Source organism: Thermodesulfobacteriota bacterium (assembly GCA_040758155.1).
Lineage (GTDB): Bacteria > Desulfobacterota > Deferrimicrobia > Deferrimicrobiales > Deferrimicrobiaceae > UBA2219.
The window spans coordinates 16,336-28,218 of sequence record JBFLWB010000198.1; the positions used below are offsets into that span (position 1 = coordinate 16,336).

The following is an 11,883-nucleotide window of genomic DNA, read 5'->3' on the forward strand; positions in this document are numbered from 1 at the left end:
CGGCATTCCGCGCCCGTTTTTTCCTCCCGAAATAATTTCTTGACGCGGTTTCGGCGCGTTGGTATATATGAGCAACCGTTTCAACGAGGAGGGCGCGGGGTGGAACCGGCGGCGGACAGGGAAGGCGGGGGCGGGATCGGGAAGGTGGTGTTCATCGACCCGGCCAGCGTGCGCGCCGCGAAGCGCGTCCTGCCGGGCGATCGGATGGTCCGGGCGCTCGCGGAAACGTTCTCGGCGCTGAGCGACCCCACGCGCGTGCGCATCGTCATCGCGCTGACCGAGCAGGAGCTGTGCGTGTTCGACCTGGCGCGCCTCCTGGGGCTCAGCGGCTCCGCCGTGTCCCACCAGCTCCGGCTGCTCCGCGGGCAGCGGCTCGTGAAGTACCGCAAGGAGGGGAAGGTCGCGTTCTACTCCCTGGACGACGAGCACATCCGGCACCTGATGGCGGAATGCGTGAAGCACGTCTCGATGGAGTGATTTTTTTTGGGCTATCGCTGAAACAACTGCTCACATATGAACTTATAACGTCATGGAGGAACCGGACATGCCTGATCGCGGAATGAAGCTTCTCGCCGTATTCCTGCTGCTCTTGGTCTTGCCGTTCCAGGCCGCGCGCGCCGCGGAGGCGCCTGCCCCGTCCGACAACGCCGCGCAGGGGTCGCTGCTGCCGGCCTGGATGGAAAGGGTCCACCTGTCCGGGACGTTCGAGGGGGACTTCGCGTGGGCGAAGAAAGGCGATCCGGCCGACCGGACCATCGGCCCCGCCTCCGACCTGTTCATCGGCACGATCGAGCTGGGCGTCGGTGTCGACGTGACGGACTGGCTGACGGGCAACGTCGTGCTCCTGGCGGAAGACCTGGGCACGGAGGACGAGACGGACCTGACGGTCGACGAGGCCACGCTGACCTTCCGCAAGGAGGATTTCCCGTTCTCGCTGGTCGTCGGGAAGAGGGTCCAGCCGTTCGGGGTGTTCGAGAACCACCTCGTCTCCGACCCCATGACGCAGGACGCGTACGAGACCAACCGTGTGGGAGCGACGGCCGTGTATTCGGGGCCCATGGACCTCGATCTCTCCGCGACCGCTTACAAGGGGGAGGAGATGATGACGCACCTCTTCGAATCGTGGCTCTTCGACTCCGAAGCGGTCGTACGTGCGGACCACCGGCCGGCGGACGAGGTGAACTCGTACATCCTCTCGGCGTCCTTCAAGCCGCTGGGCGGGCCGCTGACGCTCTTCGGCTCGTTCCTTTCCGAGCCCGGCGCCGGGAACCGGAACGATACGGCTTCCGCGGGGTTCCACTTCGAGGCCGACGGGAAGAGAGGATTCCGGGTCGACACCGAATACATGAAAGCAGTGAATCGGGAAATCTACGCCGGCTTCGACCGGGAGTTCCGGGAGGGCGTCTTCGCCGTGACCGTGGCCTACGAGTTCGTCATGAGGGAACGGGAAGTCATCGGCGGGTCGCTCTTCGAGGAGAGGAAGGCGCACCTCGTTGCGGAGCCGATGGAGATCGCCCTGAGGTACGAGCATTTCGACGACGACGGCCTTGCGGCCGCCTCGCAGACCTTTTCCGTGAAGGACCGCTACAGCGCGGGCGCCCGCTACTCCTTCTACGAGGATCCTTCCGGCGGCCTGGCGGCCTACATCGCCGGCGAATACCGGCATACGGAATACCGGGTCCATCCGGCGCAGGCAGGGACCCGGATCGGCTCCAACGACGAGATCTTCGCCCGGCTCGGGCTGACTTTCTGACAACGACAACATCTTCTGGAAAGCGCGGAGGCAGGCACATGTTTCCTCTCGGACTGCTGGCGATCGGCGAAAGGGCCGTGATCGCCAAGAACGAATTCTGCCGCGGGGCGGAAGAAGCGCCCCGGAGCGGGCACGGAAAAGGGCATGTGCACGGATACGGGCACGGGCATACATGCCGCGGCTGCGGCATGCACGGCAATGGCGGAGGCGGCTCGCCCGCGCGGATCGAGGACCTCGGCATCCGTCCGGGGAAGACCGTCGAGATGCTGAACAACGAGGGGGGGCGGGCCCTCCTCGTCAAGGTGGACGAGGCTCGGATCGCCCTCGGACGCTCGATGGCGATGAAGATCATGGTGAGGAGGAAGCAAGATGAATCTGGCGATGCTTAAACCGGGGCAGAGCGGGCGGATCTCCGGCATCGGGGCGATCGGTCCCTTGAAGCGGCGGCTGATGGACATGGGGGTTCTGGTCGGCGAGAAGGTCCGGGTGGACAAGGTCGCGCCGCTGGGCGACCCCATCGAGATCACGGTGAAGAACTACAGCCTTTCCTTGAGGAAGAAGGAAGCGGAGGGGATCCTGCTGGAGGTGGAGGGATGACGACGCGCATCGCGGTGGCGGGAAACCCCAACTCGGGCAAGTCCACCCTGATCAATTTCCTGGCGGGCACCCGGCTGCACGTGGGGAACTGGCCCGGCGTCACCGTGGAGAAGAAGGAGGCCGTCTTCGAGCGGCGCGGCGGGCGGATCGCGCTGGTCGACCTGCCGGGAACCTACAGCCTGAGCCCATACACGCAGGAGGAGGTCATCGCAAGGGATTACCTCGTCCGCGAGCGGCCCGACGTCATCGTCAACGTGGTCGACGCCACAAACCTGGAGCGGAACCTCTACCTGACCGTGCAGCTCCTCGAGCTGGAGATCCCCGTCGTCGTCGCGCTGAACATCCACGACGAGGCGGAAAGGATGGGATACCGGATCGATATAAAGGCCATGGAGCAGGCGCTGGGCGTGCGGATCGTCCCGACCGTCGCCACGAAGGGGACGGGGCTCGAGGAACTTCTCGACGCCGCGACCGCGGCAGCCCTGAATCCGTCCGGCCACCGTCCGAACCGGCTGCATTACGGGGGCGACATCGAGAAGGCCGCCGCCTCCATCCTGGAGGAGGTCCTGCGGAAGCACCCGGCGCTCGCCGGCAGGTATCCCGCGAGATGGCTGGCCTTCAAGCTGCTGGAGGGGGACCGCCGCGTCGCGGAAGAGGAGGGACTCGGAGGGCTCGCCGGGGAGATAGCCCGCGCGGCGGAGCACCTGACGGCCGCTCATGGCGAGGACGTGGAGTCGCTCCTCGCCGACGCCCGGTACGGGGTGGCCGCGGGGCTGACCCGGGAGGTGCTCGCCCGGCCCGACGCCCGGAAGGTCGAGATGACGGAGAAGATCGACCGGATCGCGCTGAACCGGTTCATGGGGATCCCGCTGTTCCTGGGCGCAATGTGGCTGATGTTCAAGCTGACCTTCGACCTGTCGGCGCCCTTCGCCGACTGGCTCGACGGGGTGAGCGCCGGGCCGCTGACGCGGTGGACCGGGACCTTGGTGGATCTGCTCCACGGGCCCGCATGGCTGGCCTCCCTGCTGACGGAAGGCGTCATCGGCGGCGTGGGATCGGTCCTGGTGTTCGTCCCGGTCATCTTCTCCATGATGTTCTTCATCACGATCCTGGAGGGGAGCGGCTACATGGCGCGGGCGGCGTTCGTCATGGACCGGGCCATGCACGGCATGGGGCTGCACGGAAAATCGTTCATCCCGATGCTGCTGGGCTTCGGGTGCAGCGTGCCCGCCATCTACGCGACGCGGATGCTGGAGAACCCGCGCGACAAGGCGCTGACGGCGCTCCTCGTCCCGCTGATGTCGTGCGGCGCGAGGCTTCCCGTTTACGTCCTGTTCGTCGCGGCCTTCTTCCCGTCCAGCTCGGGCACGGTGCTCTGGTCCATCTACGTGCTGGGGATCGCCCTGGCCATCCTGATGGGCATGCTGTTCAAACGCACACTCTTCCGGGGGGAGTCGCCCTACTTCATCATGGAGCTGCCCCCATACCGGATGCCTTCCGCGAAGAGCCTCGCGATCCACACCTGGGAGAAGGGGAAGCATTTCCTGATCAAGGCGGGGACCTACATCCTGGCTGTCTCGGTCCTCGTGTGGTTCCTTCTGAACCTCCCCTGGGGCGTGGAGCAGAAGAAGGACTCCTACCTGGGGAAAGTCGGCCAGGCCATCGCGCCTGCGTTCGCGCCGCTCGGATTCGGGACATGGGAGGCCGCATCCTCCCTGGTCACCGGCGTCATCGCGAAGGAGATCGTCGTGGGGACGATGGGGCAGATCTTCGTTCCGGAGCCGGAGGAGGAGCCGTCGGAGCCTTCCCCGTCGTTTGCGGAGGATCTGCGCGGGATCGGGTCGTCCTTCGCCGAGGCCGTGGGGGCGGCGTTCACGAACGTCTTCTCGACCGCGGGGATCGCCAGCATCCGGGCGGAGGAGGAGGAAGGGCAGGAGTCGCTGCGGGGGGCCATCGGGAGGACCTTCAACCCTCTGAGCGCCTATGCCTTCATGGCGTTCGTCCTGCTGTACATGCCGTGCGTCATCACCGCCGCGGCGTTCAAGCACGAGTTCGGGACCTGGAAGTGGTTCGGGGTGGCCTTCGCATACCAGACGGCGCTCGCCTGGACGGTGGCGCTTGCCATCTACCAGGGCGGGCGGCTATTCGGGCTGGGTGGCTGACCGGAATTCCCATCCGGGAGAATTTTTCCGGAAGGCGAAACTTCCCCGGAGGATCGGGATTCTCATAGTCAGAAATAGGAACTGGTAGCAGTCAACAGAGACAGTAAACAAATAGCATAACGGCAGGGAGGGTAGAGTCATGACGCGCAAGATATTCGCAATGCTGGTGGTCGGACTTTTCGTCGGGGCGTTCACAGGGATCGCCCTTGCCGAGGGTCCCGGGTATTCCGGAGACAAGGTGTCGTTCGCGGGAGAGAGGTCCATGGAACTGCAGGCATCGGACTGGACCGCTGCCGATCCGGTGGAAACGGGTGCGGTTCCGTTCAAATCGCCTGGCGACAAGATTTCCCCGGACAGCACGCACTACAACCCGTTCTATCCGGAGCGGCGCACCATCGACATGGGCGGCGGTGGGGAGTAACGAAAGTTCCGGCCGGCATTGACGGCCGAAGAGGCGGGGCGCCGGGGGTGGAAACATCCCCGGCGTTTTTTTTTCGTTGGAGACGGGCTTCCGTATAAAATAGAACTTGGTAAGGATTCTTGATTGCATGGAGGGGCATCCTTGAACCGTGCGGCAAAAATCCTCGTTGCTGTCATTTCCGGCGTCTGCGGCGTCGTCCCGGTTTCTCCGGACCGCGTACACGCGCACGGCGCGGGGGAGCCCCATCACGCCGAGGCCGTTTCCGCGATATCTCCCCCCGTTTCCGCAACGTCCTCCCCCGTCGTGGAAGTATCCGTTCTGCCGACCTGGATGCGGTACTCCATGTCCGGTAGCCGGGATCTCACCGGATTCCCGGTCGACGAAGCGAAAATGAACCGGGAACTTTCCCGGCTTGCCGAAAAGCTCCGGCCCGCGGTGGCGAAGGCGGATGGAGGCCCGGATGTTGTGGAGGCTTTCCGCCGTGTGCTTCTCAAGGATGAAGGGTTCAAATACGACCGGGTGGCGGGGAACCCGGAAAATTTCCTGATCGGCGGGGTCATCGCCCGGAAGCGCGGGAACTGCCTGGGACTCTCCCTTCTGTGGGTTTCGCTGGCCGAGCGTCTCGGGCTGCCTTTCCGTGGTGTGTATGTGCCGGGGCACTGTTTCGTGCGGTACGACGGGGATGATGCCCGGATCAACGTGGAGTTCTCCGAAGCCGGCGCCGCCTGGGAGGACGCCCGGTACCTTGAGGAGTTCCGCATGGCCCGGCCCGGGCCCTACCTGCGCTCCCTGACCACCGCGGAGATGCTCGGGGTGTTCATGAAAAGCGTGGGGGCCGCGTACGCCAAGAAGGGGCGGCACGAGGAGGCGCTGGTGATCTACTCGGAGGGTGCGCGCCTGTATCCCGGCCTCCCGGAATCGTGGTACAACGCGGGCGTTTCCCTCCAGCGGATGGGCCGCAGCGGAGAGGCGATCCTGAAGTACCGCAAGGCGCTGGAGCTGGACCCGGACATGGCCGTGGCGCGAGGCAACCTCGGGATCCTGCTGGCGAACCAGGGGCTGTACGCGGAAGCGATCGACGAGGCGCGCCGGGCGGTGGAGATCGACCCATGGAACGCCTCGGTCCGGGGGAGCCTGGCTTCGGCCCATTGCGCCTGCGGGGACTTCGACGAAGGGATCCGGGAGTACCGGAAGGCGCTGGAGATCGACCCTTCGAACGTCCAGGCCCGGGCGGGTCTTACGCGGGCGCTGTATGCCAAGGGCGACCTCGTGGGGGCGGCCCGGGAGTGCGAGCGCGCGGAGGCGCTGGGGTGCCGGTTCGAGCCGTGGCTGCTGGAGGCCCTGAAGCCGTATCGTTGAGGGGAAAACGATCTTGCTTGACGCGGCCCGCCGATTCAACAGAATAGTCCCATGGCTTCCGCTAGCGAAGACATCCTCCGCAAGACGCCCCTTTTTTCGTCCCTCCCGGAAGAAGATCTTCGCGGGGTGGCTTCCCTTGCGGTCCCGCGCAGGTACGGAAAGAAGGAGGCGATCTTCCGCGAGGGGGACCGCGCGGACGGATTCTACGTCGTCGCTTCCGGCAAGGTGAAAGTGTTCAAACTGTCGGAGGAGGGGAAGGAGCAGGTCCTTCATGTCATCGAGCCCGGGCAGAGCTTTGCGGAGGCGACGCTCTTCGAGGGAGGAGCGTACCCCGCCCACGCCGAGACGCTCTCGGAAACCGAGATGCTCTTCGTCCCGAAGCGCCCTTTCCTCGATCTGCTGGAGAAGCGGCCGAAGGTGGCCATCCGGATGCTCGGGTCGATCTCCCGCTGGCTCCGGCAGATGACCAATCTTGTCGAGAACCTGTCCTTGCGGGACGTCGAGACACGCCTCCTGCTGTATCTTTCGGAAGAGCTGCAGCGCCGCGGGATCCCGCTGCGGGACGGCGCGACGCTGGAGCTTCCGTTCAGCAAGAACGTTCTCGCTTCCCGGCTGGGCACGGTTCCCGAGACCTTCTCCCGCGCTCTCAAGAAGCTGCAGGAAGATGGCCGCATCGACGTCCGAGGGAAAAGGATCCGGATCCTTTCGGCCGCCGCGATCCGGGCAACCGCAGAACCGGGACGTTCCTGAGAACTTCCGCAGAAGTGGGACATAGATGCATGTTGAAGAAAGCGGAGAACGGGGACGTTCATGAGAAGGCGAACAGGATGTGACCATGGGGCTTCTCATGAACGTCCCGGTTCTTCGCTTTCGCCGTTTTGGGGTATTGGGGTCTACTGCCCTGCATGTCTGTCCCTGTTCTGCGGAAGTTCTCAGGAACGTCCCGGTTCTGATGTTCTGCGGTTTTTAAGGAGGGTGGGGAGATGGGTCATTTCACGCTGAGTGTCGTGGGCAAGGACCGGCCGGGGATCGTCGCGGAGGTGAGCCGGGTTCTCTACGAAATCGGCTGCAACATCGAGGACTCCTCCTGCACGATCCTGTCGGGGCAGTTCGCGATGATCCTGGTGATCGTCCACAAGGAGCGCTCTTCCGTGCCCGAGGTCGATGGATTCTTCGACTCGTTGAGGCACGACATGGGATTGACGATCACGCTGCATGCGCTGGGAGAGGAGGAGATCTCCCGGAAGAAAGGTTTCACCGGGCGGCCGCACATAATATCGGTATACGGGGCGGACCGGCCGGGGATCGTCTACACGGTGGCGCGGGAGTTGGCGAAGTACCGGGTGAACGTCACCGACATGACCACCCAGATCGTGGGGGCGGAAGCCCGCCCGGTGTACGTGATGATCCTCGAGGCGGACATCCCGGAGGCCGTGGACATGCAAGAGCTGGAGCGGACGCTCGAGAGGGTCCGGAAGGAGCTTGCCGTTTCGATATCGCTGCGTCCCATCGAGCCGGTGGAGCTGTAATCGGCGTCCCCGATGGCGGTCCTCCCGATCCGGGTATTTCCCGATCCCATCCTGAAGGAGAAGGCCTCGCCCGTCGAGGACCCGGCGGCGGTGACGGAGTTCATCGACGATCTCATCGAGACGATGCGACACTCGCCCGGGGGCGTGGGGATCGCCGCGCCGCAGGTCGGTACGCCCCTGCGGATCATCGTCGTCGACGTCTCCGGCCATCGCCGAGGCGGCAAGGAGGCGAACCACGGGCTGCTCGCGCTCCTGAACCCGGAGATCCTGGCGATGGGGGGGGAGCAGATCGTGCGCGAGGGATGCATGAGCGTTCCCGACTACACCGCCAACGTCCGCCGCGCCCAATGGGTGCTGGTGGACGCGTTCGACCGCAACGGGGAAAGGACGATCATCGAAGGGATCGGATTCGAGGCGGTGGCGATCCAGCACGAGATGGACCACCTGGACGGCATCCTGTTCCTCGACCGGATCGCGTCGGTGAAGAACGACCTGTTCCGGAGAAAGCGGAGCGGGTAGGCGCGGGGGATTTGAGGAAACGAAACGGGGGCGGCGGGAGAAGACCCGCAGCCCCCGAAGATTACGGGGCATTGCCGCCTATTTCTTCTTTGCGACGCCCCAGAGTTCTCCCTTGGGATTCTGTTTCGTGTGGAGAGCCACCCCGGCTTTCCCGTACTCGAGCATTTCGTACACTTCCTTCGGCGTTTTCCCCTTCATCGGACCGGCGAGCTGGTCTGCGGTCAGCGCGGCTTCCGCCAGGGTGCCCGTGAATTTCCCCTCCTTCAGGGATGCGGCGCTTCCCCCGACGGGATAGAGCCAGGCCAGGACCGGGCCCGGAAGGCCGCTGTCGCCGACCGCGTGGATGTGCCCCATGGTGACGTCCTGGAGGTTTTCCACTTCCAACTTGTACTTCAGGCTTCCGCTGGCCTTATCCAGGACGAACGACGCCTTTGCTTTCGCCTCGGTCTTCACATCGGGAGCGGCTTCCAGCTTGATTCCGACCTTCTCCCCGCCTTTCTCGTCTGCAATGGAGACATCCACCCCGTAAAATGCGGTAATTGCCACCGCTGCGAGCATAAGGACCAGCATCCTGCGGACCATGTAAACCTCCTTCTCCGAAGATTCCCAACCGGGCGGTCAGTAATCCTTCGATGGACGGTTCCATGCCGAAGTTTCGTCGCCGCCCGCCGGGGCGCGAATCGCATCCGGGGCGGGGATATCTAATGTAAATGAGAACCAATCCGCCGATCGGGAGGACCGTTATGAGAAACAGGTTGGCGTACCGGATTGTCGTCGCGGTCGTAGTCGCCGGGATCGGAACGTTGTGGGGCGGAACGCCGTACGCTGCCGGCATGAGCTTCTTCGTCAGCAGCGCGGGGTCCGGGAAGGGGGGGGACCTCGGGGGACTCGAAGGGGCGGACAAGATCTGCAGGACGCTGGCGGAGTCCGCGGGCGCGGGGGGCAAGAAGTGGCGCGCCTACCTGAGCACGCAGGGCCCCGGGGCCGTGAACGCCCGCGACCGGATCGGGAAAGGGCCCTGGGTCAACGCCAAGGGGGTCGTCGTCGCCAAGGACGTCGCGGAGCTGCACGGGCCGGCGAACAACCTGAACAAGCAGACGGCGCTCACGGAAAAGGGCGAGATCGTCAACGGGCGCGGGGACAAGCCGAACCGGCACGACATCCTCACCGGATCGCAGCCCGACGGCACGGCGTTCGGCCCCGAGGCCGACCGGACCTGCGCCAACTGGACGAGCAGCGGCAAGGGAGCGGCGATGGTCGGCCATCATGACCGGATGGGGCTCGACGACAGCGCCCCGGCGAAATCGTGGAATACGTCTCACCCCTCGCGCGGACCGGACGGCGGCTGCTCCCAGGCCGACCTGAGAAGCACCGGCGGGGACGGGCTGCTCTACTGCTTCGCGGCGGATTAGGATTCGCGGCGGAATCGGGAAAGGGAAAGGGGTTGCGGCTGTCGGGCCGCAACCCCTTGATATCAAATAATGGTGTCAACGCAATACGCGCTGGCCTATTTTGTCTGGCACCCTTTGCGATGGATTACTCACGTGTTGAATCCGGCCAATGCCCCCCACCCTATCGGACGTTATCAACGTCCAAGGTTATCTGGGCCGGTAATCCGTTCCGCAAGGCGCCGAACTGGAACTCGACGAATGTCGCGTCGCTCGGCGTGGTGTACTGTTGCGGGAAGGTGTCGAATCCGGTCGTGCTGTCCTCCTGGAAGAACGAGAACGAATCCTTTGTGGTTACCCCTGATGGGGTCCCGTTCTGCTGGAAATAAAGGATGTTGATGAATACCTGTGGGCGAGATGCAGGCGAACCTCCCGGGTTGGGGTCGCCGGTCCAGGTAAAACGCATGTTTGCCGTTGTTGTGTAGGTGGTCGCGGCGATAACCGGGATCCTTGCACTGGTCGCGGTTATATTGTCGTTAGATCCTGCGCCAGTGATGATCCGCATCGCGTGCGTGCCTCGGGAAGGTACTTCGGGCTGACCCGATTCTTGCGTCAACAGGTATTGTGACACCGTGCCGTTGCCTGCTTTCACCCAGTTCACAGGCACATCGTTGACGGCCGTATCTTCGAAGGATCCGTTGGGCACCACCGGTACGTGGAAGCCGCCCATGTCGATGACTTCCTTCTGCACCGGGTTGTAAATGAAATCCACGCCCCGACGCTTCACGGCATCGGCATAGAACGGGTCCGAATCTCGGTCGATGTCTTCATTTGTCCAGATCCAGAACGAACCGCCATCGATGCCGTATTTTTGCAGCAGGAAGACAATGCTTTCGAGTGCACGTTCCGTGTTCCAGTTCACCTGGTCCACGGGCGTCATGTCGCCCATTTCCGGGATCACAATCCTTGGACCGCTGCCCACCACGCTGATCACATTTTGTAAAGTCTGGTCGGCCCAGTCGTGAGGGTTCAGGTCGGTACACGGGAGATCTTGTCCGGTCGAGCATTTCCGGTGCTCGTATAGGGACAACGCGTAAGTGCGTTGGCTCGCGGGGATGTTGAGGTTATCGTAAATCGATTTTAAAACGGAGATCGGCGGCCACAAATGGTTATCGGTGGCTTCGTCTCCGGCCGGCGGCATGCTATCCACGAAGAAATCGCCGACGATGGCTTCAGCAGAGAGCTTCCGGGCGGGGATGCCCTGCGACATCGCAAAGCCGATCGCCCACTGAACGTACTTGGCAGGGACGGAGCCCGGCCCAAACCATAGCGGCGCCTCGGCAGGGATGCCGCAAGTTGTGCCCACCACATACGGCGATCCATCGAAGAGTACCAGGTCAAGCGCCGGATGATTGCCGATGGCCCCCAATATAGCTCCCAACCATGTCTGGGAATTGGTAGGGGGCTGCTGTTCCATGTGCGTGTTGATCAGACTCAACCACACCTTCATTCCTTTGCTCTGCACCATGTCGAAGAAACGTGGCAGGTTCGCAAGTTCCGTTGCCGTCGGTTGGGGGAATTGGAATCCGCCCGTCGGCGGTGCGTTGCAATCGGGAGGTGTCCAGGTACCGGTATAGGTATTATCGGAGGCGTTACATGAAAATGTAATGGTGTTTACTCCCATGGCCTTCATTTTGTCGAGCTGGAGCGAGACTTCCTGCGATACGGTGTTGTCCACCACCGTATCGAACTGGTCCCAGTTCTGAATAATCTGGCCGCACCAATATTCACCGGACCATCCCAAGCGTTCCTCAATGCCCCGGCGTTCGAATAAGGCCCATAACCCGACATTCTTCAACAGAAAGTGCCCCGGGGAAGTAACGGTAAGTGCCTTAGAACCGGTGACGGAACCCGAGACCGCTTGAATGGTCGTGTCGCCGATCCCTTTCGTGGTCACGATGCCGGCGGCATCCACGGTCGCGACTGCCGCGTTTGTGGAACTCCACAGAACCGTGGCGGTCAGGTTTTTCGTCGACCCGTCGCTGTAACTCCCGTTGGCCGTAAAATGCGGATTGATTCCCAACTCGACCGAGTTATCGCCGGGAGTCAAGATGATCGATTGTAATGTCGGGGGTGCGGGAGGAACGCTCGACGT

Annotated in this window: 13 protein-coding genes; 11 read left to right on the top strand and 2 right to left on the bottom strand. The window is 63.5% G+C overall.

Annotation, left to right across the window (positions count from 1 at the left end):
* Positions 1-99 precede the first annotated feature (99 nt).
* The 10 genes from AB1346_13760 (at position 100) to def (ending at position 8,340) form a co-directional block, all read left to right on the top strand.
* Positions 100-477: a metalloregulator ArsR/SmtB family transcription factor gene (locus AB1346_13760; protein ID MEW6721508.1), complete on the top strand. Its 378-nt coding sequence runs from the start codon at positions 100-102 to the stop codon at positions 475-477.
* A gap of 67 nt (positions 478-544) precedes the next feature.
* Entirely contained in the window at positions 545-1,753 is a 1,209-nt protein-coding gene (locus AB1346_13765) for a hypothetical protein (GenBank protein ID MEW6721509.1), read from the top strand.
* Between the two features lie 38 nt (positions 1,754-1,791).
* On the top strand, positions 1,792-2,142 hold the full coding sequence (locus tag AB1346_13770) for a FeoA family protein (GenBank protein MEW6721510.1): 351 nt from the start codon (positions 1,792-1,794) through the stop codon (positions 2,140-2,142).
* Entirely contained in the window at positions 2,123-2,350 is a 228-nt protein-coding gene (locus AB1346_13775) for a FeoA family protein (GenBank protein ID MEW6721511.1), read from the top strand. The genes AB1346_13770 and AB1346_13775 overlap by 20 nt, the downstream gene beginning before the upstream one ends.
* Positions 2,347-4,512, top strand: a complete 2,166-nt coding sequence (gene feoB, locus AB1346_13780) for a ferrous iron transport protein B (protein MEW6721512.1) — start codon at positions 2,347-2,349, stop codon at positions 4,510-4,512. The genes AB1346_13775 and feoB overlap by 4 nt, the downstream gene beginning before the upstream one ends.
* A 139-nt stretch (positions 4,513-4,651) precedes the next feature.
* Complete coding sequence (locus AB1346_13785; protein ID MEW6721513.1) at positions 4,652-4,933, top strand: hypothetical protein; 282 nt, start codon at positions 4,652-4,654, stop codon at positions 4,931-4,933.
* Positions 4,934-5,074: 141 nt separating this feature from the next.
* On the top strand, positions 5,075-6,292 hold the full coding sequence (locus tag AB1346_13790) for a tetratricopeptide repeat protein (GenBank protein ID MEW6721514.1): 1,218 nt from the start codon (positions 5,075-5,077) through the stop codon (positions 6,290-6,292).
* 51 nt (positions 6,293-6,343) lie between these two features.
* The gene (locus AB1346_13795; GenBank protein MEW6721515.1) at positions 6,344-7,042 is read left to right on the top strand and encodes a Crp/Fnr family transcriptional regulator; all 699 of its coding nucleotides are present in this window, start codon (positions 6,344-6,346) and stop codon (positions 7,040-7,042) included.
* Positions 7,043-7,275: 233 nt separating this feature from the next.
* On the top strand, positions 7,276-7,821 hold the full coding sequence (locus AB1346_13800) for an ACT domain-containing protein (GenBank protein MEW6721516.1): 546 nt from the start codon (positions 7,276-7,278) through the stop codon (positions 7,819-7,821).
* A gap of 12 nt (positions 7,822-7,833) precedes the next feature.
* Positions 7,834-8,340 (top strand): peptide deformylase, encoded by a 507-nt coding sequence (gene def, locus AB1346_13805; GenBank protein ID MEW6721517.1) that lies wholly within the window; start codon positions 7,834-7,836, stop codon positions 8,338-8,340.
* 78 nt (positions 8,341-8,418) lie between these two features.
* Here the strand turns inward: def and AB1346_13810 are convergent, their stop codons facing one another.
* Positions 8,419-8,922 carry a CHRD domain-containing protein gene (locus tag AB1346_13810; GenBank protein MEW6721518.1) on the bottom strand — a complete coding sequence of 168 codons (504 nt, stop codon included), beginning with the start codon at positions 8,920-8,922 and terminating at the stop codon, positions 8,419-8,421.
* Positions 8,923-9,083: 161 nt separating this feature from the next.
* Here AB1346_13810 and AB1346_13815 point away from each other — a divergent pair, with 161 nt between their 5' ends.
* The gene (locus tag AB1346_13815; GenBank protein ID MEW6721519.1) at positions 9,084-9,752 is read left to right on the top strand and encodes a lectin; all 669 of its coding nucleotides are present in this window, start codon (positions 9,084-9,086) and stop codon (positions 9,750-9,752) included.
* Between the two features lie 160 nt (positions 9,753-9,912).
* Here AB1346_13815 and AB1346_13820 read toward each other — a convergent pair.
* Positions 9,913-11,883: Ig-like domain-containing protein (locus AB1346_13820; GenBank protein MEW6721520.1), on the bottom strand; the 1,971-nt coding region annotated here is incomplete at its 5' end.

What these genes read in the sequence shown, in the direction of transcription:
- def (MEW6721517.1), top strand. Translation starts at nt 7,834, where the DNA reads ATGGCGGTCCTCCCGATCCGGGTATTTCCCGATCCCATCCTGAAGGAG.
- AB1346_13800 (MEW6721516.1), top strand. Translation starts at nt 7,276, where the DNA reads ATGGGTCATTTCACGCTGAGTGTCGTGGGCAAGGACCGGCCGGGGATC.
- AB1346_13775 (MEW6721511.1), top strand. Translation starts at nt 2,123, where the DNA reads ATGAATCTGGCGATGCTTAAACCGGGGCAGAGCGGGCGGATCTCCGGC.
- AB1346_13770 (MEW6721510.1), top strand. Translation starts at nt 1,792, where the DNA reads ATGTTTCCTCTCGGACTGCTGGCGATCGGCGAAAGGGCCGTGATCGCC.
- AB1346_13810 (MEW6721518.1), bottom strand. Translation starts at nt 8,922, where the DNA reads ATGGTCCGCAGGATGCTGGTCCTTATGCTCGCAGCGGTGGCAATTACC.
- AB1346_13765 (MEW6721509.1), top strand. Translation starts at nt 545, where the DNA reads ATGCCTGATCGCGGAATGAAGCTTCTCGCCGTATTCCTGCTGCTCTTG.
- feoB (MEW6721512.1), top strand. Translation starts at nt 2,347, where the DNA reads ATGACGACGCGCATCGCGGTGGCGGGAAACCCCAACTCGGGCAAGTCC.
- AB1346_13815 (MEW6721519.1), top strand. Translation starts at nt 9,084, where the DNA reads ATGAGAAACAGGTTGGCGTACCGGATTGTCGTCGCGGTCGTAGTCGCC.
- AB1346_13785 (MEW6721513.1), top strand. Translation starts at nt 4,652, where the DNA reads ATGACGCGCAAGATATTCGCAATGCTGGTGGTCGGACTTTTCGTCGGG.
- AB1346_13795 (MEW6721515.1), top strand. Translation starts at nt 6,344, where the DNA reads ATGGCTTCCGCTAGCGAAGACATCCTCCGCAAGACGCCCCTTTTTTCG.